21 protein-coding genes and 1 pseudogene are annotated in these 24,675 nt (G+C 51.1%); 15 read left to right on the forward strand and 7 right to left on the reverse strand.

Translation table 11 applies throughout. The features are described from left to right. The first annotated feature begins 378 nt into the window (after positions 1–378). From C162_RS29825 to C162_RS29840, 4 genes are read left to right on the forward strand one after another with little or no spacing between them, the layout of a single operon-like run. Complete coding sequence (locus C162_RS29825) at positions 379–843, forward strand: hypothetical protein (RefSeq protein WP_036700929.1); 465 nt, start codon at positions 379–381, stop codon at positions 841–843. A gap of 36 nt (positions 844–879) precedes the next feature. Continuing rightward, on the forward strand, positions 880–1,272 hold the full coding sequence (locus C162_RS29830) for a VOC family protein (RefSeq protein WP_036700931.1): 393 nt from the start codon (positions 880–882) through the stop codon (positions 1,270–1,272). A gap of 42 nt (positions 1,273–1,314) precedes the next feature. Further along, complete coding sequence (locus C162_RS29835) at positions 1,315–1,947, forward strand: pyridoxamine 5'-phosphate oxidase family protein (RefSeq protein WP_036700933.1); 633 nt, start codon at positions 1,315–1,317, stop codon at positions 1,945–1,947. Between the two features lie 21 nt (positions 1,948–1,968). Next, entirely contained in the window at positions 1,969–2,577 is a 609-nt protein-coding gene (locus C162_RS29840; RefSeq protein ID WP_036700935.1) for a class I SAM-dependent methyltransferase, read from the forward strand. Positions 2,578–2,665: 88 nt separating this feature from the next. On the opposite strand, the gene C162_RS29845 is transcribed toward C162_RS29840, so the two are convergent. Further along, entirely contained in the window at positions 2,666–3,430 is a 765-nt protein-coding gene (locus C162_RS29845) for an SDR family NAD(P)-dependent oxidoreductase (RefSeq protein WP_036700937.1), read from the reverse strand. A 13-nt stretch (positions 3,431–3,443) separates the two neighbouring features. Next, positions 3,444–4,229, reverse strand: a complete 786-nt coding sequence (locus C162_RS29850; protein WP_051494037.1) for an acetoacetate decarboxylase family protein — start codon at positions 4,227–4,229, stop codon at positions 3,444–3,446. Between the two features lie 132 nt (positions 4,230–4,361). Between C162_RS29850 and C162_RS29855 the strand changes: the two genes are divergently transcribed. Then, positions 4,362–5,948, forward strand: a complete 1,587-nt coding sequence (locus C162_RS29855; RefSeq protein ID WP_036700938.1) for a PucR family transcriptional regulator — start codon at positions 4,362–4,364, stop codon at positions 5,946–5,948. Positions 5,949–6,080: 132 nt separating this feature from the next. Then, positions 6,081–6,521, forward strand: coding sequence for an SHOCT domain-containing protein (locus C162_RS34780; protein WP_051494038.1), 441 nt, complete (start codon positions 6,081–6,083; stop codon positions 6,519–6,521). A 93-nt stretch (positions 6,522–6,614) separates the two neighbouring features. On the opposite strand, the gene C162_RS29865 is transcribed toward C162_RS34780, so the two are convergent. Next, on the reverse strand, positions 6,615–7,139 hold the full coding sequence (locus C162_RS29865; RefSeq protein WP_051494039.1) for a GNAT family N-acetyltransferase: 525 nt from the start codon (positions 7,137–7,139) through the stop codon (positions 6,615–6,617). 119 nt (positions 7,140–7,258) lie between these two features. On the opposite strand from C162_RS29865, the gene C162_RS29870 reads away from it, so the two are divergent. The 4 genes from C162_RS29870 to C162_RS29885 all read left to right on the forward strand — a co-directional run bounded on the left by C162_RS29870 (position 7,259) and on the right by C162_RS29885 (position 9,927). After that, positions 7,259–7,522: a hypothetical protein gene (locus C162_RS29870; protein WP_036700942.1), complete on the forward strand. Its 264-nt coding sequence runs from the start codon at positions 7,259–7,261 to the stop codon at positions 7,520–7,522. Positions 7,523–7,657: 135 nt separating this feature from the next. Continuing rightward, complete coding sequence (locus tag C162_RS29875; RefSeq protein ID WP_156949741.1) at positions 7,658–8,059, forward strand: hypothetical protein; 402 nt, start codon at positions 7,658–7,660, stop codon at positions 8,057–8,059. A 120-nt stretch (positions 8,060–8,179) separates the two neighbouring features. Continuing rightward, the gene (locus tag C162_RS29880; RefSeq protein WP_036700944.1) at positions 8,180–9,094 is read left to right on the forward strand and encodes a hypothetical protein; all 915 of its coding nucleotides are present in this window, start codon (positions 8,180–8,182) and stop codon (positions 9,092–9,094) included. A gap of 473 nt (positions 9,095–9,567) precedes the next feature. Then, positions 9,568–9,927: a hypothetical protein gene (locus C162_RS29885; RefSeq protein WP_036700948.1), complete on the forward strand. Its 360-nt coding sequence runs from the start codon at positions 9,568–9,570 to the stop codon at positions 9,925–9,927. Positions 9,928–9,998: 71 nt separating this feature from the next. On the opposite strand, the pseudogene cysC reads toward C162_RS29885, so the two are convergent. From cysC to C162_RS29905, 4 genes and pseudogenes are all read right to left on the reverse strand, one after another. Beyond that, positions 9,999–10,526 (reverse strand): annotated as a pseudogene (gene cysC, locus C162_RS37175) (adenylyl-sulfate kinase). 34 nt (positions 10,527–10,560) lie between these two features. Continuing rightward, positions 10,561–11,325, reverse strand: a complete 765-nt coding sequence (locus C162_RS29895; RefSeq protein ID WP_036700949.1) for a hypothetical protein — start codon at positions 11,323–11,325, stop codon at positions 10,561–10,563. A gap of 185 nt (positions 11,326–11,510) precedes the next feature. Then, positions 11,511–11,729, reverse strand: coding sequence for a helix-turn-helix domain-containing protein (locus C162_RS29900; RefSeq protein ID WP_036700952.1), 219 nt, complete (start codon positions 11,727–11,729; stop codon positions 11,511–11,513). Continuing rightward, the gene (locus C162_RS29905) at positions 11,669–12,028 is read right to left on the reverse strand and encodes a sigma-70 family RNA polymerase sigma factor (protein ID WP_036700953.1); all 360 of its coding nucleotides are present in this window, start codon (positions 12,026–12,028) and stop codon (positions 11,669–11,671) included. The genes C162_RS29900 and C162_RS29905 overlap by 61 nt, the downstream gene beginning before the upstream one ends. A gap of 258 nt (positions 12,029–12,286) precedes the next feature. On the opposite strand from C162_RS29905, the gene C162_RS29910 reads away from it, so the two are divergent. From C162_RS29910 to C162_RS29930, 5 genes are all read left to right on the forward strand, one after another. Beyond that, positions 12,287–12,691 carry a hypothetical protein gene (locus C162_RS29910; protein WP_036700959.1) on the forward strand — a complete coding sequence of 135 codons (405 nt, stop codon included), beginning with the start codon at positions 12,287–12,289 and terminating at the stop codon, positions 12,689–12,691. 121 nt (positions 12,692–12,812) lie between these two features. Continuing rightward, positions 12,813–20,048, forward strand: a complete 7,236-nt coding sequence (locus tag C162_RS29915) for an HYR domain-containing protein (protein ID WP_235218572.1) — start codon at positions 12,813–12,815, stop codon at positions 20,046–20,048. Between the two features lie 110 nt (positions 20,049–20,158). After that, entirely contained in the window at positions 20,159–20,425 is a 267-nt protein-coding gene (locus C162_RS29920) for a hypothetical protein (RefSeq protein ID WP_036700963.1), read from the forward strand. Between the two features lie 25 nt (positions 20,426–20,450). Continuing rightward, positions 20,451–21,248: a DUF1906 domain-containing protein gene (locus C162_RS29925; protein ID WP_036700964.1), complete on the forward strand. Its 798-nt coding sequence runs from the start codon at positions 20,451–20,453 to the stop codon at positions 21,246–21,248. Between the two features lie 159 nt (positions 21,249–21,407). Beyond that, on the forward strand, positions 21,408–24,675 hold a 3,268-nt coding region (locus C162_RS29930; RefSeq protein WP_051494040.1), incomplete at its 3' end, for a hypothetical protein.

Consider the following 24,675-nt stretch of genomic DNA (forward strand, 5'->3'; position numbering starts at 1 on the left):
TCCTCTTTCATTGTTGTTTAGAAATTTGCTGCAAGAAGTGCAACAATGCTGTCTATTATAAGCGCCCCATACTGAAATCCTGCATAAAAGGCAACAAAACCAGCTCTAGTTTGCTCTGAATACTGGAATTCCTGCAAAAGATGCAATAATGTACCAAATATAGTAATTATTCTTAAGGAATCTTGCAAGAAGTGCAACAATGTTGCTCAATACAAGCGGTCGATGGGAGAATAAACACTTAGACTCAGAACATGTTGCTAAAAAAGCACATGGGCCGGTTAAATGTCGTCAGACCCTCATCCCTTCCTCATTCCAGCATTTCCCTGTATGATAGAAGAAGCTTGTTGTTCTTAAGGATAATTAGAAGGGGGTTATAGGATGGATAAGATGATCGTGTTAAAGGGTAAACGTCCTGCTGAATTGCTGGCCACTATAAGCGTGATTGCCCTGATGTTATTCTGGATATGGTATATCCTTGAGTTTGACCGAACTACTCCGCTGGAGCATTTTTTGGTCTATCTCGTCGTCGGAATCGCAATCGCCGTTGCGGGAATTATGATATATCGTTTGTTTACCTTTAGCAGGGCGTTCAACATTGAAATAAGGCCGGAAGCTCTACAGATCAAGGATATAGAGATTGAAGCCTCTACTGTTAAGCGGATTTACATCAAAGGCTACTTCATGCCCGTGATCGCAGTTAAGCCCAGAGCCTATCTGCTGGTTGCTTATAAATATTGTTTTCACTTCCCCGAGCAGGAAGACCAGGGGATACGGGCGCTAACGGAATGGGCAGAGCATCATCAGATCGAAGTGGTACATAAGAAGTTTATGAGATGGTTGTAGTTAACTAAGGGACGGAGAACAGGAGGAGCTGCTCACATGAAAGTCGCCGGATTCAGTCACATCACCCTTCTGGTACAGGATCTTCAGTCTTCATTGAAATTCTATGAAGGGATTCTTGGGATGAGCGTTAGACACCGCGGGAGGTCGGATGCCTATTTGGAGTGGGGCAGCGCCTGGGTATGTCTGGTGGAACGGACGGAGGCCGGGCAGCAGCCGGGAGGATATCCCGGGATGGATCACGTAGCTTTTTATATCGCAGAGGATGATTTCAAGGAAGCTGTCGGCATCTTGCAGAAGCATCACGTTGAGATCGTCAGAGGACCTGTTGAGCGGGGAACCGGCTGGTCGGTGAATTTCCTGGACCCGGACGGAATTCAGCTGGAGCTGCATACTTCCACTCTGGATGAACGGATGAAGGTCTGGCGTTAGGCGGAGCACAGTCAACATAATAATCAGAATCGGGGATGCGGGATGAATAAACCTTTTCATGAAATGCTGACATCGGAAAATGAGCTGAGAGAGCTTCTGGGCTATCCGAGTGAAGTGGTGAAGCGCAAATCGATCCATTATCTGGATCATCACTGCCGTGATTATATAGCGATGTCCCCTCTATTATTCTTGTCCACAGCAGATGAACACGGGTCTTGCGATGTCTCTCCGCGCGGGGATGCGCCCGGTTCGGTGCTGGTGCTGGATGAAGGGCATCTGGTCATTCCGGAGCGGCCGGGGAACCGCAGATTGGACTCTTTGCTGAATATCCTGGCTAATCCGCAGATTGGTCTGATTTTTATTATCCCGGGACTGGAAGAGACCCTGCGGGTTAACGGGCAAGCTTATATCATTAAGGATGAGCCTATCCTGGATCGGATGCGAGCCAGAGGCAAGCGGCCTGCGCTGGGAATTGGAGTGAAGGTGGAGGAATGTTATATGCACTGTGCCAAGGCCTTCAAAAGATCGCAGGTCTGGGACCCCGGCACATGGCCTGCTGAAGCCCTGCTCCCATCTGCTCCGGCCATCATTGCGGCGCATGTGAATACAGCGGAGTTCACGGAGGATGTGGTGCGGCGCGGTATAGAGGAGAGCTACGAGAAGCGGCTGTATTAAGAAGGGGAGGGAATAGCGGGAATGGATACAGAGCGGCTGATACGGATTTTTGACAGGCAGGCCACGGACTATGACCGTAAAAGAGAAGATCCGAAGCAGCGGCGCTGGCGCCAGAAGCTAATCGGTTCTGCTAGGGGTGAGGTGCTGGAGCTTGCCGTCGGAGCCGGGGCGAACTTCCCGTTCTATCCTCATGGCGTCAAGATCACAGCTGCGGACTTCAGTGGAGCTATGGTTGAGAAGGCCAGACGGGCCGCCGGACAGTACCGCCTGGATGCCGAGTGTATATGTGCGGATATCGAAGATATGAGCTTTGCTGCGCATTCGTTCGATACCATTGTCTCCACGCTGTCCTTATGCAGCTATAAGAACCCGCTGAAGCTGCTAGAGAAGCTTAACCGCTGGTGTAAGCCAGACGGCACAATCCTGCTCCTGGAGCATGGAATTGGTTCTAATATCATGGTCTCTACGCTGCAACGGGCGCTGAATCCGCTGCTCTATCGAATATACGGCTGCCATCAGACCCGGGATATTCTCGGACTGGTCCGGGAGTCGGGGCTGCAAATCACTAGAGTGGAGAGCTATTCGCTGAATATGGTGCATTTGATCTGGGCGGGGCCGCAGCAGCTTTAAAATCTGTTGGAAGCGATTGCTGTATTCACACAACTAGAGCTGTCCTCCAGCCATTCCATGGCTAGGAAGACAGCTCTTTAGGCTAGAATCAGACGGCTGTCCAGCCCCCGTCCACATATAGCGTCTGGCCTGTCGTGTAGCTGGAAGCATCCGAGGCGAAGTAGAGGACAGCGCCGTTCAATTCATCGGGGTTGCCGGGACGTCCCATGGGGCATAGCATATTATACTGCTCCAGGAAGTGGTCCTGATAGAGCGCGCGGGTCATCCCGCTGGGGAACAGGCTGGGTCCGATCGCATTTACTGTGATTCCGTATGAAGCAAGGGTCGCGCCCATGCCGCGGGTCAGATTCACGACTGCGCCTTTGGAGGCATTATAGGCATGCAGAGCGGCCAGCTTGCTGCCCTTCACACCACAGATGGAAGCAAGGTTGATAATGCGGCCTTGCTGGCGTTCTTTCATGGCCGGGATCACCGCTTTGGACATGAGGAAAATACTTTTCACATTGGTACCCATCACCCGGTCCCATTCCGCTTCGTCCAGTTCCTCGACAGAGCCTGCGGAGGCGACTCCGGCATTATTCACCAGGATATCTAGCTGTCCGAAATGCTCCAGAATGCTTGCTACCGCCGATTCAATCTCTGTTCCGCGGGTTACGTCACATTGGACCGGAAGCACCCGGCGGCCCTGGGCTTCAATCTGTTGCCGCGCCGGTTCCAGCTTGTCTACTCTTACATCCAGCAGGGCGACGTCCGCGCCTTGCCCGGCCAGAGCTTGAGCCAATTCTGCGCCTATCCCCCCGGCTGCTCCTGTCACCACCGCTACTTTTCCACTCAAATCAAATGGATTTCTCACTGGCACACCTCCATTAATTCCACCAGTCCCAGCGCAAGTTGGAGTAAGGAAGGAACTGTACAGGATCTACAGCAGTCAGGACCTCACCGCGTTCAAGGACGGTATTGCTGACCGTGTAGATGCCGCCCAGCATACGAACGACTTCCAGTTCAGCCCAAGGGTCATGCGGAGAGTCATGCAGGTGAATCTCTACTTCTGCCGCTGTGCGCACGCTGACATCCATAGAGGCTGTCTGCCGGATCAGCAGCGGTCCAAGATCGAAGCCTCGGCCATCCGGAGACTTGGAATACTTCATGTTGAAGACAGGCAGTCCGTCACCATAATGCTCGGAGATGATGCGCTGTCCGTTCCCGGCATTCATTTTCCCGCTAAGCGCGGCCTCTACATGGAAGAATTCAGTGCCCCGCCGGGAGACGCTGCCTGCCACATGCTGATCCTCCTTCTGCAGGCTGATGTCGGCCATCTTCTTGGGGAAGCCGTAAATCTCACGCCCCAGGCCCATCGCGATATCATCGCTGATCGGCATGGAGAGGCAGTAGGTGCCCGGTTGCCCATTGTAGGCTGCCAGGACGAAGACCGCGGCTTCCCGGTAAGGCTCGCAGAAGCTGGTGCGGGGATAGTTAGCTACAAAAGCGTGCACAAGCGGCCTTGGACCCGGCGTAAGCGGGGCGGGCAGAATGCTGCGGATCACTTCGGGCGAAGTCTCCCAATAGACGGTTAGGGTCTCGGCATTATAGAAGGTCGTAGGTGTATTGATTCTTTTGGTAATTTCATTCACATCTTTTACGAAGCTGCTCATCTGAATCTCCTCCTGTGTTATAGGGTCACGAATAATGTAACATGACTATTCCAGTGATTATATATATGGAAAATATAAAAATAAATGGGAATCTTGTGCGCGGCGCACTATAATAAGCAGGGGGTGAGAGCGATGAGTGTTACCTTTGAACAGATTAGCAGACATTTTAGTAAGCACGCCGTACATATCCAGTGGAACAAAGCATTAACGACTGCCTATTCAGATACGATGCTGATCACGAAGAGCCTGACGCATTTTGCACCTGAATATATCTATGTGGGCTACCAGTCCGGATTACCGGATGATGCTGAGGGGGTGGATCAAGCCAGCCTGATGCTAATTAATGACATGGTGGAGCCAGCATCAGGCCAGCAGCAGATATATAGCGGACAGAACCGTATGGAATTCGGGGCGGAGGAAGATGTGTTTGAGCTCTATAATCAGATCCGGGAGCTGTTCCTGGAAGAAGCTGAACGGGAGCAGGCTAAGAGCAGGATGCTTGCGGCCTGTGTCGCCGGCAAAGGATTGGATGTAATCGTGTGTGCTGCGGCAGAGCTGATGGGCAATCCGGTGATTATCATCGATGTAAGCTATAAGGTTCTGGCTGCTTCGGATTGTAGCGGGGTTACCGACCCCATCTGGAGCGATAATCTGCACAAAGGCTATTGCTCCTATGATTTCATTGCTGCCGTCCACCAACTGAAGAGCGTGCAGACCGGCATAGAGTCGCTGGAGGCTTATGAAGTGGAATGCAGCGGAAGCCAGGTGACCAAGCTGGTCGCCAAGATTAGGATCGGCAGCAAGCCTGTCGGAAATGTAATTGTGCTGGGCGACAGACGCCCGATTGAACAGAGGGATCATGAGCTGGCGGGTTTTACGGCCGGGCTGGTGGCGGCGGAGCTGGCGAAGAACAGCTTTTACCGGAACTCCAGCCAGGCGGAATATGAAGAGCTAATCTATGGATTACTGGAGAATGAAGAGAACGGACCGCTGCTTATTCAGGAGAGTCTGCGGAGCGGTATGCATCTGCCCAAGGGCAGATTGTCCGTTCTGGTGCTGGATCTTGCGGGGTATGATGCTTCGGTTTCCGGCAAACACACCGGTTATTTAAGAGATCAGCTGCACCTGCATTTCGGGGAGGAGCGGCTGATCTTTTACCATGAGCATATGGTGGGGGTGAGTGATGGTGAGTGTGTATCTTCCAGGTCAAAAGAGGTTGATCCAAGCTTGCGCGAATTTCTCGTCAGCCATCAGATCCGCCTGGGGATCAGCCGGGAATTCAGCGATCTCACGGACTGCCGCAAATATTATCTGCAGGCGCTCAAGGCGCTGGAGATCGGGCGAATTGTCTGGCCTGCGGAGCCGCGTGTGCTATATGCTGATGTGCAGCTGTATGACCTGTTATCCCCGCATGCGCAGCATGATTCCCGGGATGTCAGCCATCCGGCGCTCACAGTCCTGCGTGAATTCGATGAGAAGCATCATGCGGACTTGTACCATACCCTCTATACCTATTTGAAGAACAACCAGCAGCTGCAAAAGACCGCCGACGAACTATTCGTACACCGCAACACTTTGCGGTACCGCTTACGCCAGATCGACGAACTGATCCAGCTTGATTTGAGCCAGATCGATCATGTCCTGAGGCTGTATATGTCCTATCAGATGACGGATTATCTGGAAAAGCTCAGTGGGAGAGGGAGCCCTTGTTGTTCCTGATTCAGGCGTGTTACTTACCCATATTATGGGAATGCATCTTTTTGAATTTTATTTGGAGCAAATGATAAAATATAACAAAATATTAGAAGAATATCCTAAAATAGTTCTATCTTAAAAAAGAGGTGGAAAATAATGATACATCAGATTAGTGGCGGAACATCATCTCTAGAACTCTATGAGGATTATCTAGTAATTAAGCCAAGTAACATACAAAAATTAGGAGGGCATACTCAAACAATTCCATTGGATTCTGTGGTAACAATCAGCATAGTTAAGCCTTTTCTAAAAGTGCCTTATTTACAAGTTATTACACCGGGTCTTCAAACATCCAAATCTGATAATACAAAAGGAGCAAGTGCAAACGTTGTATTGATTCAGCCTGGAAAAATGAAAACCGCCGAAAAAATTCGTGAATATATAGCAAGCTATAAATCTGAGAGAAGCAATCGCCAAGCGCCGCCTGCATCTACTGGTTCGATTGATGATCTGAGACAGCTTGCAGAGCTTCGAGATTCTGGTATCATAACTCCAGAAGAATTTGAAGCCAAGAAAAAACAGATACTTGGTCTATAAAAACAACATTCCTTAACAAGGTACCTCTTTTAATAATGGTACCTTGTTTTTATTTAACTCGATGATAAAACAAACAAAGATTTCGACTCCGGATTAACCACACCATTTATTACGCATCAGCTTCATACACACCAGAGGCTCTTCCTCCACTTCCCTGCAAGGCTCACACCCCTCAAACCCGAACTTTCGCACCGTTGCCATCGAAGCAGCGTTCTGCGGATGGGTCAGGATATAGATACAGTCCACGTCAAGCTGTGTGAAGCACGTATTGAGAAGAATGGGCAGGGTCTCCGACATATAACCCAGTCCCCAATAGTCCTTCCAGATGTCATACCCAATCTCCACTTGCTTCCGCTCTGCGTCCCAATAATGATAGCCGCAGGTGCCAATGAAGGCCTGGGTCTCCCGGTCAAACATCCCATAGCGGTGATGGCCTTTGCCCTCAGGCTGGGAGTAATGCTCAATGATCTCCACAGCTTCGTTGTAATCACAGGGCGGCTCACTGAAGTATCTGCACATGTCCGGGTCCGAGAATTGCCGGTAGACAGCAGCGATGTCGGACTGATTCAGTAGGCGGAAGTGTAGACGTCCGGTTGTAAAAGGTTCGGATAGATTCATTTATGTTCACTCCTATTTATGACAAACTGGCACATACCGTAATTATGTGTATTTGAAATGATATTGTCTATGTAGCAAACTCTTTAATAGTTTTATATGGATAATAAGGAGGGTTTGAAGTGGGAGAGTTGAAACTAGATAACATAGATAACCTTGATTCACTTGCAAACATTTTAAGACTAACCTTTGCGAATGAAGATTGGCACAATATGATTGGAGTTGCTGACAGGCTCTACGAAGCGTCTAGTGTTTTGTACTACTATCAGCTTACGCAGTCATCCCGCAAATCATCTCAAGACAGGCCCTTAATCTACTACCTTGGATATTCACAGTTATGTAAGGGCGTAGCTTATCAGAAGCTGAAACGATATTCAGAATCATGAGATTGCATCCTGAAATATAAAGATCTTTCATGGGTCAAGGGCGTAGAGGAGAAAGACAAGTTTATTATACAAGATTTTAGTGTATTTGCCCTAGGAAACAAATACACCATTGACTTGATGGAAGGCAAAGAGGAAGTGCTGAAAGAGTATGTTCAGTATTTAAAACAGTATCCTAGAGAAATAATTGCCGGAATGGTCACAATATTCGAAAGTGCTATTAAAAACAATTTATCCATTGAGTGGGCTCTAACAGATTTGTCAGACGAGTTGAACGCTATAGAGACTTATCCGGATAATAAAATAAAAGCAAGATATTTGATGAGATATTTGTGCTTATTTTCACTATATAAATTTTATCAGGAAGATTATAAGGATGCGATTGATAAGAACCTGGAAGCTCTGGCTTCAAGTGTAGTTCTTGGAGATAACATATCAATAAAAAAATTGATAGCTCTTTTTGAGTCGTTTAGAGAATTTGCTAATAGTGAGCAGGTTAAACGGTATCAAAAGCAAATGAAAAAATTTCTAGAATGCTGATGATTTAAAGAGACAATTAACAGCTCGCCTTGCAGAGATGCAGGGTTTTTTGCATGAAGTGGATTGTTAATGTATGGTAAAATATAAGCACTACGTCAACTTATTGAAAGGGGTGTACCTATGAGGCCAACCAGATGGACAAAAAGCCTGGCAGCCGCGCTTGCCTCCGCACTGTTATTGACAAGTACCGGGATTACCGTTCTTGGCGCTTTCCCGCAGAAGATTGAGGCAGCGGCGGTGAAGCCTACAACAGCCTTTACTTTATTCGAACAGAGATTGCAAAAGCCGTCTTCCCTTGGCCTGGCCCAGGCTACGCTGGTTAACCGTATCGGCCAGATGACGCAGACAGAGGCGAATCTGGCAGTGCTGCATCTGGAGAATGCACTGAAGGCTTACCTGCCTGCGGCAACCAAACGTATGAATGCGCCTGTCGTTCAACTGAATATCAAGAACATATATACGACGGGTATGTCTATGGCGCTGGCACGCTCCAAGGTGAAACAGGCCGAGGTCCGAATGGTCCTTCAGGATCTGGAGGGCATGGGCTACAAGCTGGTGGAGGATGGTGGATTCGTGCCTGCCATTCCTTATAAGAGCTTCAAAGTCTTCAAGCCTTATGTCAGTAAGGATCTGCAGGTCTATATTGACCTGATGGCGATAGAGTCGGAACAGCCGATGGTAGCTGGCGAAAGATTGATGGTGGACTGGTACCAGGTCATTGAGCGGGCCGTGCAATATGAGGATTTTGTGCAGATATATAAGACTTCTAACCGTGCTGCGGCGATGACGGAAGTGCTGGAACGCGCCAAGAGAATTGTGTTTAATGGTGCGCCCAAGACCCCGCTGTTCGACAAGAAGACACAGGTCATTCTTGAAAAGGCAGCGATCGCTTATGAAAATACACTGTCGGAGGCTGGCCCGGAGAGAATTGAGGGCAGCAGACTGCTGACCCAGCTTGATGATTTCCTGCTGCTTGTAATGAAGAATGGCGATAAGCGCACACAGGCTATTATTGATTATCTGAAAGCGATGTAAGAGGGACGAACCCTATATACTGTAGTAGAGGAACCGGGCTGCTTACCCATGCAGCTACGGTTTTTTTTTGGTTATTTAGGAAATTGTGATTTACGTCTGCCAGTGGATAAGAGCTCTTTACGGAGGAGGGGACTGGTATGTAATCGGAAAACCGATTAGAATCGGCACCCGCGAGTTGTGAGGACCAAATGTAATCGAAAAACCGATTACAATTTAATGCTCCTCATGGCTACTGCTCCCTCCAGCTAGCAAATTGGCAAATATAAGTGAGGTAAAACTTAAGATGATCAAAGGACAAGTAACCTATCATCCAAGGGTAATTTATGTGTGTGGTCTGGCTGATTAGACCCTGAGTACATATGATCCTATAGGCCTGAAGCATCATTAATCACAGAAAAGGAAAACGATTACAATTATAATGTAAGCGTTATCTAATGATCTTGTTCATTTATACGCAAAAGGAGGAAGACGGCTTGAGTGTCCCGAAGGTTTCCTTTAACATGCTTGTCTTTATCGGTTTTAGCCTTCAGTATGCATTGATGCATCTCTTGTCTGCAGGTGAGGTGATTGTGATTTCATCCGCTGAGCTTATCATTTATATGCTGCTTACCTTTGCCGGGCTCGGCAGGTTCTTTCGGCGCAGGAGGAGGGTTCTGAATGAGAGGGGCTGCGGAAGCACCGGACTTTTTTTCAGCGTGTTATGGACGGTGTCACTTTGCTCCCAGTTCCGTAAGGAGAACTACCCGGATGCGCTGACTATTATTAATTCACTGGGCGTGTCAGCGGCCGGGCTGATTCTGCTTACTGAGATTATTATTCTGTTCAAGGTGTAAGCCAGCTGTACATGAAGAAGCCCCTGTCCTAGGTGAAGGATAGGGGCTTCTTCATGTAACAACGGATAGAATTAATAGATATAATCATGCTTCATCAAGTAGGTGAGAATGAGCTCGGTGGACTGATCCTCGCTATGCTGCTCGGTATCCACAATTATCTCGGGCCGGAGCGGTTCCTCATAGGGGGCAGTCAGGCCGGTGAAATGCGGAATCTCTCCGGAAAGCGCTCTACGGTATAAGCCTTTGACATCCCGTCTTGCACATTCCTCGAAGGAGCATTTGACGTAGATTTCCACGAAAGGCTGGATGCTCTGCCGGATTTGCTCCCTCATGTCCCGTTAAGGGGAGATGAAGGAGGCCAGGACGATGATATCGTTGCGGGTCAGGAGCTGCGCCAGATAGGCTGCGGTTCTTACATTCAGCGACCGGTCTTCTTTAGAGAATCCTAACCCGCGGAACAGTTGATTCCTCAAAACATCACCGTCGAGCAGTTCTGTCCTCACGTTCATTTGCTGCAATCTCTGACTCAGGCAGCGGCAGAGTGTGGTTTTTCCAGAGCCGGACAGGCCGGTGAACCATAGTGTTACTCCGGTATGCAATGTGCAGCCCCACCTTCCATGTCAAACGATTAGGTTACCAGTTGTAATCTGTCTCATAGCCCATGGGGAAGAGCAGATGGCCTGCCACCTCTTTGAAGCAAGTCTTCACCTCTTCATTGAACTCGGTCCGCCAGTTCCCGGTTGTGCCGGTGCGGAAGGTATAGGAGGCCTTAGGGTTAATGTTCTGCACCATAGCGTCCAGAATTGTGTCTAGCGGTAATGGCAGCGGCTTGTCAGCCCAGAGATAATGAATCAGCTGCTCCATCGTCCGGCGGCGTGAGCTGTGGCTGTCTACCAAATGTTCAAAGGCGATCTGTAAACAGTCCGCTTCCCCGCTCCATCCGGTGAACTGCCCATACCAAGCGGCAATACTCGGGTTATGAAGCTCTGGTATTCCCTGGATTAAAGCAAGAAATTGCTGATTCCTGTCCGGCAGAGAGAGCAGATAGGGGCGCAGCGGATGATTAGGGTATTTGTCTGTTATGAAATACGTATACGAGATTACAATATCTCTTAGGTCACGGTTTAGAAATATCGGCTTGATCTTCAGCTCCCGAAGCATACCTGACCACCGGGGTGAATAGTACACATGCCCTGCTGTGAAATGTCCGCTGCGGACGAACTGCAGCCGCTGGTAGTGTAGGCCGGAGTCTTCCGGATAGCCTTCATAGAATTCATGAGGGTTCTGCGTCATTCCCGGAATGCCTTCTAAGATCTGCTTCATCAGATGGGTACCGCTCTTGGGGACCGAGTTCAAAAATACTATAGGATATTCACCCGAAGGAACGAATGTATTCATATTCTTGTGCGTTCCTTTCTCTTAAATAGCTGCTAGTCATACTCCTCTGTTTATCATATGAAGCTCCGACTATTACTGACTAGACATTGTACATAAAAGAGTAAGGGAATCTATCTGCTTTGTATAATTTGCTAGATTAGCTATTGCTGAAAAATATGTATGTCCAAGCGTTGCTCCTGCTGAATTTACAAGTCCTGATAAACAATATTTATGAGTTCAATCTTTAAGGTCTGAATCGCCTCTTCCCGCGGCAGCATAATGAACCGGGATAAATATTCGATGTCCACCGAGAACAGGCTAAGGATATCCTCCATGGACGCTTTATCGCCGCTTTGCGCCTTTTTTACAGTCTCGATGAAAGGGTAAGATTTTCCTTCAGGACTTCCAGTCCCTTGCGCTTCCATTTACTAACCCCCTGTTGAGTCATTTGCAGCTCGGCTGCTACTTCTTGTTCGGGCATTCCTTCTATGACTGTTTTTTGGATGATATATCTGCATTTCTCCCAAGGCAGCATATCCAGAAGCTCATCGACGAACAACTCAGATACGACCATACTTTCAAAGCTGTTGTCGTAGACCTCATTATCGTAGAGCGGATTACTTTCCCGTATCAGCTGAATACGCGTCTTATACTGAATTCTCCATGCTGAGCGTTTTAATAATTTCCTGCAGGTTTCAACTAGCTCGTCATCACAGGTAACCATGAATTTTCCTCCCCATGTTCAATAGTACCTTCATTCTCGGGTCTAGCGGAGCCTGTTCCCCCAGGCCTGACCTAACTCATCGCTGATCCCCTCACATAACAAGTAAAATATTCCATAGATTCCACAACTGATAAAAACAAATATTTACATGATTACTATATTTCTAGCGAAAGTTGTAAAAATTATTTCCGGATTACCTAGTATTACGAGAACAAAGAACAATAGATTGTCGAATTATCCATTTAGGAGGCGATGGCGATGAGTGACTATGTAACACCTCAGATGATGAGCACCCTGATGAGCGTGCTGATTATTCCACTGCTGGGGCTGCTGGCGAGGTCTGTAATTGCTTATATTAAGCGGGAAATTGCCGGGCTTGAGCAGAGAATCGAGAGTGAGGCATTGAACAGCCTGCTTCAGCGGGCGGGGGATGCTGTTGAATCCGCCGTGATTGCCGTCAATCAGACGTTCGTGGAGACGCTCAAGCAACAAGGTGACTTCGACACGGAGGCGATGAAGAAATCTTTTCTGCTGGCCAAAGAGAAGGCATTAGCGATCCTCGGAGAATCCGCACGGAAGGAGCTGAGTCTTGTGATCGGGGACCTCGAAGCCTGGCTCGAAACGAAAATCGAAGTTTGTGTGAACCGGAATAAACAGTTGTAAAATCCCGTCCGCGGTTCCCTTTGATTAGTAAAGGAGGGCCAGGCTTCACCATGATCAGTATGCTCATTACTAAAAAGTTAGGGGATGTATGATGAAACATTCAAAAAGGAAATGCAAGCTTATGCAGCAAGGACGGTTGGGCATAATCAGCAGATGGCTGTGTCTCTCGCTTCTAATTCTGATGCTGGCGCCGGGCGCTGTATTCGGGTCGGGGAAAATAGTCCATAACATTCTTCCAGGGCCTGAAGCGGACACTGCCTCTGCAGCAGTGTATGAGGCAGAGCCGCCTATACCGCAGCCGCAGCTTCATCGGGGGGTAACGGTTAAGGATTCGGTCTATAGCTCCGTCTATCAATCGGTGTATGAGATAGACCCTACCTTGGGAGTCATCCTAAATCATGGAGCCTATCAGATGAGTCTGATGGCGCTCAGTAATGTCGAGGGGTCGATGAGCCCGGTATCGCCGCTGCTGCAGCAGATCCGGTTGTCGCAAGCCTCGGGTGTAGTTCCAGGGGGGCGCGGCTTCATGCTTCCGCAGGTAGTGGCGGTCAAGGATCTGGCGGGTAATCCGCTGCCGGGTATTCCCGTTACCTTCACCGTCTCGGAGGACAGTACAATTACTGCGGTCATGCGCGGGCTTAACAGTACTGGAATTACAGTGGTGTCGGATGCAAACGGATATGCATCTGCGGCTAACAACTATACAGGTTATATAGGCGAAGGCTATCAGGTCTATTCGAAGGGAACCGGGGTCATTAAGACCATGGAGGTAAAAGCTGCCGTTCCCGGTCTTCAGCCGGTTACCTTCAAGGTAGAGGTCGGTGCCGTAGGCTCTAACCTGATCGATACGACGCCACCTTCCATTAAGGCCACAGCGGTTACGGATAACGGTACTCCTTACATTGCCGGGACCTGGACCAGTCAATCCGTGATTGTACATTATACGGCAGAGGATACGTTGTCAGCGATCAAATCACTGACCCCGGATCAGAAATTCACCGCTGAAGGAGCAGGCCAGACAGCAACGGGCAAGGCTGTTGACAGTGCGGCTACCAGTGATGAGGATAAGAACCATTATTCCATCGCAACCTTCGGTCCCATCCATATTGATAAAAGCGCTCCGGTTACAGAAGTAGCAGTAACAGGCGCTGAATCCGGCAGCTGGAGCCGGGGGAAGGTAGCACTGCATTTTACCGCTGATGATCCATATTCCGGTGTGGATGCTGTGTATTACAAGCTGGGTGAGAATGCAGCAGTGAGAACTTCCGGCTCCAGCGCGGCGCTGGAGCTGGAACAGGAAGGAGCGACTACCGTCAGCTACTGGGCAGTGGACAGAACCGGGAATGCAGAAGCTCCCCGCACGGTAGTGGTGCAAATTGACAAGAGTGGTCCGCTGATCGCCAGTATTCTCAGTCCTGAAGCGAATGAGAAGGGCTGGAACAGCACGGATGTTACGGTCTCTATTACCGCATCAGATGTCCATTCCGGAGTGAAGGAGATCCACTATAGACTCGGAGCGGATGGCGAAGTACAGATTGCGGCGGGCAGCACGGCTGCTTTTGACGTCTCGGTGGAGGGAATTATCCCTCTGGAGTTCTGGGCCGTTGATCATGCAGGCAACCTGACCGCTATACAGAAGACCGAAGTGAAGATTGACAAGACGGTCCCGGTCATTACCGTTCCGGCGAATATTATAATGGAGGCGAAGGCGGTACGTACCCCTGCCGATATTGGAAAAGCCTCCGTTCGGGATATCTCGATTGCGGATATTCTCCTGACGAATGATGCACCTGCAGACTATCCAATCGGGACAACTACCGTAAAATGGACGGCGGTGGACCCGGTAGGACTGACTTCCTCACAGGTTCAGAGAATTACTGTAAAAGACACTACAAAGCCGGTACTAACCGTGCAGGGAGATATGGTTGTGGAAGCTACAGCGGTTAAGACGCCGCTTGTGGTCACCGGAGCGTCGGCTACGGATATTTTCCCGGTTATTGTGGTGAGTGACGCGCCGAAGGAATTCCCCATTGGTCCGACTACCGTTACTTGGACGGCGACCGATGCCAACAGCAATGTGACTACAGCAACACAGAAGGTCACCGTAGTAGACAGAACTAAGCCGTTACTGACGGTTCCAGCGGACATTACAAAAGAAGCTGTAGGCCGAAGAACTGTGGCAGATCCGGGGAAGGCCGCCGCCACAGATATTTTTAAGGTGAATGTTACGAATAACGCGCCTGAGGATTACCCGGTGGGCGTAACCAAGGTAAGCTGGACGGCTAAGGATGAGAATGGAAATATCTCTACAGCAGATCAGCTGATCCGCATTACCGATACCACCAAGCCTGTACTGACAATTCCGAAGGATATTACCGTAGAAGCTACGGCTAGACGGACGAAGGTGAATATTGGGCAAGCCGAAGCCAGCGATCTGTTCGATGTGCTGCTAACCAAGGATGCCCCGGCGGATTATCCGGTGGGTGTAACCATGGTTACCTGGACCGCCACAGATGAACATGGCAACGTCACCGAGAAAGTGCAGAAGATTACAGTTACAGATACAACGCCTCCACAGTTAACTGTGCCTGGAGACATCACCGCCGAGGCAACCGGCATTAAGACTCCAGTGGAGCTGGGGGAAGCGTCTGCCAAGGATATTTTCAGTGTTACTGTAACCAATAACGCCCCGGAACGCTTCATCTTCGGGACAACAGTCGTTACCTGGACGGCTACAGATGAGAATGGCAATACCACCAAGACCACGCAGACCGTTAAGATCGTAGACACGACGAAGCCGCTGGTCACACTGCCAGGAGGGATAACGGCAGAAGCTACGGGAGCAAAAACGAAGGTAGACATCGGCCAGCCGGTGGTTACAGAAATTTTTGCCGTGACAATCAAGAATGATGCTCCGGCGGAATTCCCGCTTGGAACCACCAAAGTGACATGGACGATAACGGACGAGCATGGCAATGCAACTAAGGGAACGCAAGAGGTCAAGATCGTAGATACGACCAAACCGGTCATTACAGCACCGGAGGATCTAACGGTAGAGGCCACAGCGGTCAGATCCAAGGTCGCTCTGGGCGAGCCGGTGGTCTTCGATCTGTTCGAGACTGAGATTATTAACGATGCTCCGGCTGATTTCCCGGTCGGCACCACGCTGGTTACCTGGATGGCCAGTGATCCAAGCGGAAATGTGGCAATTGCGAAGCAGAAGGTGACGGTTGTAGATACGACTGCGCCTAAGCTGTCTGTCCCGGCAGACGTCAAGGCAGAGGCTACAGGAATCAGAACTCCGGTTGTGACTGGAGAGGCCACGGCTACGGATATTTTTCCGGTTACTATAACGAGCAATGCTCCCGAGAATTATGCCGTGGGCGTTACCGAGGTGATCTGGACGGCGAAGGATGCCAACGGTCTGGTAACTAGCGGCAAGCAAAAGGTGACTGTAGTGGATACCACCTTGCCGATTCTGACGGTTCCGCAGGATATCAGTGTGGAAGCTACCGCAGTGAACACTCCGGTTCAAATCGGCAAGGCTACGGCAACGGATCTGTTCCCGGTCACGGTGGTCAGCAATGCTCCGGCCAGCTACCCGCTGGGTAAGACCATTGTCACCTGGAAGGCGACAGATGCGAACGGCAACTTCAGCACCGGCACGCAGACGATTACGGTAAAAGATACGACGGCCCCGGTAATCACTGATATTCCGGACTACATTGCAGAAGCTACCGGACAGACGATGCAGATTAAGCTGCCGGTGCCTGCGGTCACCGATATCTTCGGGATTGCCGCAGTGAGCAGCAATGCCCCGGCTTCCTATCCGCTTGGCGTGACTGAAGTCACCTGGACAGCGAAGGATGTGAACGGCAACGTATCCATGCGTAAGCAAAAGGTTACTATCTTGGATACCACGAAGCCAGTGCTTACAGTACCGGAAGATATTAATGTAGAAGCGGCGGCGGTAGAGACTCCGGTGGAGATCGGAGAGGCCACGGCTACGGATATTTTCAAGGTGACGGTGAAGAACAATGCCCCGGAAGCTTATCCGCTTGGGGTAACAGAAGTGATCTGGACGGCAACCGATGCGAACGGCAATGTGACCACGAAGGTGCAGAAGATTAAGGTTGTGGACACGACGAATCCGACACTTACTGTGCCGGAGGATCTGACAGTGGAAGCAGCGGCTGTTGAGACTCCGGTGGAGATCGGTCAAGCGTCTGCTACAGATATTTTCAAGGTGACGGTGAAGAATAATGCTCCGGAAGCGTATCCGCTGGGCGTAACAGAAGTGATCTGGACGGCAACGGATGCGAACGGCAATGTGACTACGAAGGTGCAGAAGATTAAGGTCATGGACACGACGAAGCCTGTGCTTGCTGTACCGGAAGATATTACTGTAGAAGCGGCGGCGGTAGAGACTCCGGTGGAGATCGGCGAGGCCACGGCGACAGATATTTTCAAGGTGACGGTGAAGAATAATGCCCCTGAAGCGTATCCGCTGGGCGTAACAGAAGTAGTGTGGACGGCAACGGATGCGAACGGCAATGTGACTACGAAGGTGCAGAAGATTAAGGTCGTGGACACGACAAAGCCGGCACTTACTGTGCCCGAGGATCGGTCCGTAGAAGCAACGGCGGTAGAGACTCCAGTGGAGATCGGTCAAGCGTCTGCCACGGATATTTTCAAGGTGACGGTGAAGAATAATGCCCCCGAAGCGTATCCGCTGGGCGTAACAGAAGTAGTGTGGACGGCAACGGATGCGAATGGGAATGTGACTACGAAGGTACAGAAGATTAAGGTCGTGGACACGACGAAGCCTGTGCTTGCTGTACCGGAAGATCTGTCCGTAGAAGCAACGGCAGTGAAGACTCCGGTGGAGATCGGCGTGGCAAAGGCTACGGATATTTTCAAGGTGACGGTGACATCGGATGCTCCAGCTGCTTATCCGCTGGGAACAACGACAGTTACCTGGAAGGCCAAAGATATCAATGGTAACGAGGTAACCGGGGTTCAGCGGATTACCGTAGTGGATACGACACAGCCCTTGCTGAAGTTCGAAGGACCACTGCAGCTGACCAAGGAAGCAACGGCTCTGGAAACGCCGGTAGAACTTGAGGTGCCAGCGGTGCTGGATTTCTTCCCGGTCACGCTGACCACAGATGCTCCGGGAGAGCATGGCGCAATCACCTCAGAGGAGAGCTTAACCGCGAGTTTCCCTATCGGTACTACGATTGTAAAATGGACTGCTATAGATAGCAGCGGAAACTCCGCAGTGGGCATCGTGAAGGTGACCATTGTCGATACGGTCAAGCCTGCTCTTAAGCTTCCCGCTGACATTACTCTAGAAGCATCAGCCCTCAAGACGCCGGTGGAGATCGGCGTGGCAACAGCTACAGATATTTTCAAAGTAACGGTAACAAGTAATGCCCCTGAGAGCTATGGATTGGGAGTGACCGAAGTGGTCTGGACCGCTACGGATGCGAACGGCAATGTTAGCACGGGTGTACAGAAGATTACGGTGGTAGATACCACGAAGCCGGTATTGAAGCTTCCGGCGGACAAGACGGTGGAAGCAACGGCGCTGAAAACTCCGGTGGAGACCGGCGTGGCAACGGGGACTGACATTTTCAAGGTAACGGTAACCAGTAATGCCCCTGAGAGTTATGCGCTAGGAACCACTGAGGTCACTTGGACCGCTACGGATGCGAACGGCAATGTTAGCACGGGTGTGCAGAAGATCACGGTGGTGGATACGACGAAGCCTGTGTTGAAGCTTCCGGCGGACAAGACGGTAGAGGCAACGGCGCTGAAAACTCCGGTGGAAATCGGCGTGGCAACGGGAACTGACATTTTCAAGGTAACGGTAACCAGTAATGCCCCTGAGAGCTATGGATTGGGAGTGACCGAAGTGGTCTGGACCGCTACGGATGCGAACGGCAATGTCAGCACGGGCGTGCAGAAGATCACGGTGGTGGATACCACGAAGCCTGTGTTGAAGCTTCCGGCTGACAAGACGGTGGAGGCAACGGCGCTGAAAACTCCAGTGGAGATCGGCGTGGCAACAGGAACTGACATTTTCAAGGTAACAGTAACAAGTAATGCCCCTGAGAGCTATGGATTGGGAGTGACCGAAGTGGTCTGGACTGCTACGGATGCGAACGGCAATGTCAGCACGGGCGTGCAGAAGATCACGTTGGTGGATACCACGAAGCCTGTGTTGAAACTTCCTGCTGACAAGACGGTGGAGGCAACGGCGCTGAAAACTCCGGTGGAGATCGGCGTGGCAACGGGGACTGACATTTTCAAGGTAACAGTAATAAGTAATGCCCCTGAGAGCTATGCGCTAGGAATTACTGAGGTCACTTGGACCGCTACGGATGCGAACGGCAATGTTAGCACAGGCGTGCAGAAGATTACGGTGGTGGATACCACGAAGCCTGTGTTGAAGCTTCCGGCGGACAAGACGGTAGAGGCAACGGCGCTGAAAACTCCGGTGGAGATCGGCGTGGCAACGGGGACTGACATTTTCAAGGTAACAGTAATAAGTAATGCCCCTGAGAGCTATGCGCTAGGAATTACTGAGGTCACTTGGACCGCTACGGATGCGAACGGCAATGTTAGCACAGGCGTGCAGAAGATCACGGTGGTCGACACCACCAAGCCAGTGTTAAAAGCTCCAGCAGATGTTGCTGTTCCGGCAACCGGAACCAAAACGCTTGTGAACCTGGGCCAAGCTACAGCGAGCGACATCTTCGGAGTTGTGCTGAAGAATGATGCTCCGGCTGACGGCTTCCCGTTAGGGAAAACAGTGGTCACCTGGACGGCTACGGATGTGAATGGCAATGTATCGACGGCGGTGCAGAATGTAACTGTCACTCAGACGTTCAAGGTTCAATCGTTTAATGCGAGCCGAAGCAGCGTGACGAATACGATTTTCCCGAGAATATCCTTTGAGAATACCAGCAAGTCGACCCTGCAGCTCTCCAGCATCAAGCTTAGATATTACTACACCATCGATGGAGAGAGATACCAGAGCTTCTATACGGATTATGCCAGAGTATCAGGCTCAAATACCAGGGTGATTCAATCGTATGTCACAGGAAGCTTCCAGAAGACAACAGGCAAAACCGGCAGTGATTATTACCTGGAAATCGGCTTCACCAGCGGTGCGGGAAGTCTTAAGCCTGGAGAAAGTGTAGAAATTCAGTGCAGATTCTGGAAATCGGATTTCTCTAATTACTATCAGACTAATGATTATTCCTTCAATGGACTGGCCACGGGCTTCACAGATACCAGCAAAATTACGGCCTACTCCTATGGCAATCTGATTGCAGGAATGGAACCGTAAGCGGCTAAGTACAGCATTGCACGGCTTCCAGGCTGCTTCCAGATCAGAGGTTGCAGCTTGGAGCTATTCATTAACGGGAGATCAACCAGCTCCATTAGCGGGGGTACGATATGCCAGACGACATGAATGAAATCCTTCAACGGTTGACCCGGGTGGAAACCAAGCTCGACATCATGAACAGTGCAAGGGATATTGCGCTTGAGGCTATGCAGAGCAGCAAATCAGCGCATTTGCGGATGGATGAGATGCGGGATGAGCTGTCCAGATTGAAGCTCAGGCAAGGGGAGAATCAGCGCTGGCTGGTGGGCACGATCATTAGCAGCGTGGGGATGTGTATTGCCGCAGCGGGACTTTTGATGAAAATATTAATCGGGTAGCAGACAGGAAGAAGGAGATGGGGGAATGGCCAAAGGCTTTGATTGCGCAGCACCGCTAACACGCACACTGGCAAAGAAATTCAAGGAGGATGGCTACGAATTCGTATGCCGTTACCTCGTGCCCTCCGGCTGGAAAAGGTTAACCCAGGCGGAGGCGGTTGCTATCAGCGCTGCTGGGCTGCAAATTGTCTCTGTGTATGAAACGACCGCCAGCCGTGCGCTGGGAGGCCGTGCAGCCGGTCTGACAGACGGGGCGATTGCCGCACAGACAGCCCTTGCGGTTGGACAACCTGCCGGGAGCCGGATCTACTTTGCCGTTGATTTCGACGCTTCTGCGAAGCAGATGGACACGGTGATCCAGTATATTACGGCAGCGGGAGAAGCCGCCCGGAATTACCAGTCGGGTGTCTACGGGAGCGTTACGGTTATTGAAGCTGCAATGGGCGCTAAGGCCTGCACCGGTTTTTGGCAGACGTATGCCTGGAGTAAAGGCCGGAAAGCGGAGGGTATCCACCTGTATCAATATGACAACGGTCCCAAGGGACTAGGTCAACCGGTTCACGGAGTGAATGTAGACCTCAACCAGTCCAGCGGAGAAGCCGGCTGGTGGAGCACGCAGTCTGCCGCGGTTCCTGTACCAGGCAATGCAAACGGAGAGGGGAAAGACTATATGATGAAGAAAGAGGATGCGGGCAAGATCATTGCTTTTCTTCAAGCGGCTTATATGGCAGCAGGTAATGCAGAGTCTGGAAAAGAATTTCACCGTCTGGCGAATGAGCTGCGCAAAGCCTCGGGCCAAGCGGCAGACCCGAATAATCGTTAATCAGGAGGAAGGGTTACAGGCTGCCTAAGGGCGGCCTTTTTGACATGTGATTATAAGTAAAAATTAGAATAAATGGATTTATTTATAACTCCGGCTGTAAAAAGCGCTATGGATTTTACTTTATCTATAGGATCGATTTTTTACAGAGGGGGGACTCCATTGCAGACCCAAGCAACCATAAGTAAGGAAAAAGATAAAGCATCCGGCGGCCATAAACCATTCAGCAATCCGCAGGTATTCATTCGTCCGGCAGCCGCGAAACAACCGGACCCGGTAGAGATTATCCGGCGTGTCCGCCAGAATCCGGCTTCCTTAAGCCGTGAAGACAAGCTGGCGCTCCAGCGCACACTCGGCAACCGGGCCGTGGTTCAGTTGTTATCGAGTCTGAAGGAGGATGGGAAGAAGAAAGAGCAGGCAGATCAGGGAACCCAGGCGGCTGGAGCAAGTAAGAGCTTGGCCGCAGAAGCTCAAGTGGAAGAGCATACGGATTCACCGGAACCGGTGCAAGCAGAAGCAGAGCAAGCCAGCACTCCGGCTGAATCCAAGATGCAGCGTAAGGAGGAGCCGGAGGGGCAGGCAGCAGACGCTATTGCGTCTGTCACACAAACTAAGCCTGCTAGTGGCGGCAGTTCTTCAGGTCCCGTAGCCGTCAAAAAGACGCCAGCGCCTGCCCGGACGAAGGGGAGAGCAGAGGCCACTGTAGAGGGGCAAGCTAAAACGGCAGAACGAGAGGAAGACGCTCCGTTTGCGGAAGAAGCAAGAGAAGAGCCGTCTGGGGAACCGTTGAATTCCGGGAAGGCGGAGGAGTCCGCATCAGCTCAGGGAGAGGATGCGCTGGAGCCAGCCAAGAAGTCCGCCGCCTCCAAAGGAGCAGATGCACCGAAGAAAGCAGCCAAGGAGCCATCGTTTGGAGCAGCACTCGGTGCCTTAGCGGGAGATGGGAAGGAGAAGCCGGCGAAGGGCAAGACGGTGAAGATCAGCGGTGAAGATCCGGGGCAGATTCTGGATCAGCTGACACAGGTTCAGCCCACAGAGCTGGGGGATGCCTATGCCCAGGCTGTGAGTGTATCCTCCGGTGCCTTCACGAAGCAGACACAGAAGACCAAGCAAGGGCTGCCTGCTGTTCCGGTACCGACCGGCTTGAAAGGGAAGGCCTTGCAGGCCCGGAAGAAACCGGCAGCGCTGAAGCACACTGTGAAGGAAGGCTTCAAAGGCGAGCGTACCGGCGGGGCTGTTTCTGCAGGCAAGCTGGATAAAATGAACATTAGTTCATCCGGTTCCGGGGGCAATCCGGAGGCGATGTTAAGCGAGATCCGCTCCGCAGCCGCCCAGCCGCCGGGAATCAGCATGACCGGAGAGGCAGATCCCTCTCAGCTGGAGGGTTTTCATCAGGAGGCCTCCCAGCAGGTGATCGCAGCCAAGCAGGCGGAGATGGGCCAGATCAAGCAGCCGTTCGGGGAGAATGAGATTTATCCCGAGCCGGATGGCACCGTGGTGAAAGCTGCTGCAGGGCTGAAAGGCGGGCAGGCACCCGGGGCCAAAAAACTGCCTGCGCTGGCACTGCCTGCAGATATGACTGCCGGACTGAACCGTAGTCTGGCTCCAGAGATGAAGAAGCAGCTTGGTACCAAGCAGGCGGAATATAAGAAGGAACAAGCGAAATTCGACAGTAAAGTGCTGAGCTCCAAAGCCGACAGCCAGGCGCAAATCCGGCAGGCCGAGACCGAGGCGAAGAACAAGCAGATCAGCCAGCAGACTGGAGCCAAAGCAGAAGTCACCCAATTGCAGGGCGAGTGGAAAAAGGAGCTGGATGCTGCCGAGACGGACTATACCAAACAGGCCGGGTCAGCCGCCCAGCAGAAGAAGCAGGAGATCAACAGCGTCCGTACAGACAAAGAGCGGGAAGCTCAGAAAAAGCAGTCTGAAGCGGAGCGGGAAGCGACGCAGGCCTACAGTAAAGCGAAGAAGGAAGCAGACGGGAAGCATGAACAGGAGAAGGCCAAGGAAGAGAAGAAGGGCGGCTTCCTCGGCTGGGTGAAGGGTAAGCTGGAGGCTGTCGTCGAAGTCGTTAAGAAAGCAGTTAACTTCATTTTTGAGGGTCTCCGCAAAGCAGTTAAGTTTATTTTTGACAAAGCGAAGCAGGCTGTGCTGGGCATCATTGAACTGGGCCGCAAGCTGATTACAACCCTGATCAAGGGACTGGGTGTGCTGCTTAAAAAGCTGGTGTCTGTTGTATTTGCCAAGTTCCCTGGTATCGCCGCAAAAATATGCAGCAAAATTGACGGAGTTGTCAATAAGGCTATTAAAGCGGTCAACCAGCTAGCCCAGAAGCTCAAGACCAAGGTCACTCAGGTGATGGACTTCTTGGCTGCTAAGGTGGATCAGGCGCTGGCAGCAGTGCAGAACTTCTATTCCAAGCTGATCTCCACCCTAGGCAGTCTGCTGATTGCCACGTTCCTGGATGTGTTGTCCCGGATTGGAGCGCTCGGCCAGGCGGCGAAGCGTTCCTTCAGTCATCTGGAAGGAAAGATGTGGGAGTATCTGCTTGGGGTAGATATCTCCAAGCCAATGGGCGCTGGAGCAGCAGAAGGCGGAGCTGTTGAGCAGGCTGAGGGAGCTGGCGCTGGTGCGGCAGCGGATGAGAAGCTGACCGCAGAAGATATCGAGATGGAGTCGGTGGAGCAGGGCGAGATGGACCCTGCACTGGTGCAGGAAGCGAACCTGAAAGACGGAGAAACCAAAGAGATGTCCGGCAGCCGCGACCCGGCTACAATGGACAGCATAATGGCGGAATTCGACACCGGAGCAGCCAATCAGAGCCTTGGCGGCAAAATTGCAGACGGTGCGAAGCTACGCGCAGGCAATGCGAAAATGTTGTTTGACCAAATTAAATCATTTGTAATAAAATGGATGAAGAGTAATGGATTGAAGCTACTGGCTGCAGTCATCGGGATATTGGCTGGGATCGTGGTCGCAGAGATTGTAACAGGCGGAGCGATTACGGCTGCACTTCCGATGATTATTAACATCATCACCGTATACCTGCAGGCAGATGCGATTAAGTCCGTGGCACAGACCCTTGTCCAGGCTTCCGGCTATATTGGCACCTACCTGAGCCAGGGCTGGCAGAAGATGATTGAGCCTGCGGCCATCGCGCTCGCAACCGCACTGGCCATGGGACTCGTTGAGCTCGCTATGGAGCTGGGCTTCAAGGCCATAGGAGCAGGAGTCAAGAAAGCCGGACAAGCTGCCAAGAAGGGCGTCGGCGCTGCAGCCAGAGGGGTCAAGAACGCAGCAGGTGCAGGGGCCAAAGGCATCAAGAGCTTGCTGAAATCCGGAGCCAAGCTGGCCTCCAAGAGCGGCAGCATGATTATACGTAATGGTAAAATCGTGATTAAGAGCCTGCAAAAGGGGCTCATGAAGGGGG

It is taken from the genome of Paenibacillus sp. FSL R7-269, from assembly GCF_000517865.1.
In the GTDB taxonomy this organism is placed as follows: Bacteria; Bacillota; Bacilli; order Paenibacillales; family Paenibacillaceae; genus Paenibacillus_AQ.

Bases quoted from the DNA above. Each gene is read 5' to 3' on its own strand.
- C162_RS29825 (WP_036700929.1), top strand. From the start codon at position 379: ATGGATAAGATGATCGTGTTAAAGGGTAAACGTCCTGCTGAATTGCTG.
- C162_RS29830 (WP_036700931.1), top strand. From the start codon at position 880: ATGAAAGTCGCCGGATTCAGTCACATCACCCTTCTGGTACAGGATCTT.
- C162_RS29835 (WP_036700933.1), top strand. From the start codon at position 1,315: ATGAATAAACCTTTTCATGAAATGCTGACATCGGAAAATGAGCTGAGA.
- C162_RS29840 (WP_036700935.1), top strand. From the start codon at position 1,969: ATGGATACAGAGCGGCTGATACGGATTTTTGACAGGCAGGCCACGGAC.
- C162_RS29850 (WP_051494037.1), bottom strand. From the start codon at position 4,229: ATGAGCAGCTTCGTAAAAGATGTGAATGAAATTACCAAAAGAATCAAT.
- C162_RS29855 (WP_036700938.1), top strand. From the start codon at position 4,362: ATGAGTGTTACCTTTGAACAGATTAGCAGACATTTTAGTAAGCACGCC.
- C162_RS34780 (WP_051494038.1), top strand. From the start codon at position 6,081: ATGATACATCAGATTAGTGGCGGAACATCATCTCTAGAACTCTATGAG.
- C162_RS29865 (WP_051494039.1), bottom strand. From the start codon at position 7,139: ATGAATCTATCCGAACCTTTTACAACCGGACGTCTACACTTCCGCCTA.
- C162_RS29880 (WP_036700944.1), top strand. From the start codon at position 8,180: ATGAGGCCAACCAGATGGACAAAAAGCCTGGCAGCCGCGCTTGCCTCC.
- C162_RS29895 (WP_036700949.1), bottom strand. From the start codon at position 11,325: ATGAATACATTCGTTCCTTCGGGTGAATATCCTATAGTATTTTTGAAC.
- C162_RS29900 (WP_036700952.1), bottom strand. From the start codon at position 11,729: ATGGAAGCGCAAGGGACTGGAAGTCCTGAAGGAAAATCTTACCCTTTC.
- C162_RS29905 (WP_036700953.1), bottom strand. From the start codon at position 12,028: ATGGTTACCTGTGATGACGAGCTAGTTGAAACCTGCAGGAAATTATTA.
- C162_RS29910 (WP_036700959.1), top strand. From the start codon at position 12,287: ATGAGTGACTATGTAACACCTCAGATGATGAGCACCCTGATGAGCGTG.
- C162_RS29915 (WP_235218572.1), top strand. From the start codon at position 12,813: ATGCAGCAAGGACGGTTGGGCATAATCAGCAGATGGCTGTGTCTCTCG.
- C162_RS29920 (WP_036700963.1), top strand. From the start codon at position 20,159: ATGCCAGACGACATGAATGAAATCCTTCAACGGTTGACCCGGGTGGAA.
- C162_RS29925 (WP_036700964.1), top strand. From the start codon at position 20,451: ATGGCCAAAGGCTTTGATTGCGCAGCACCGCTAACACGCACACTGGCA.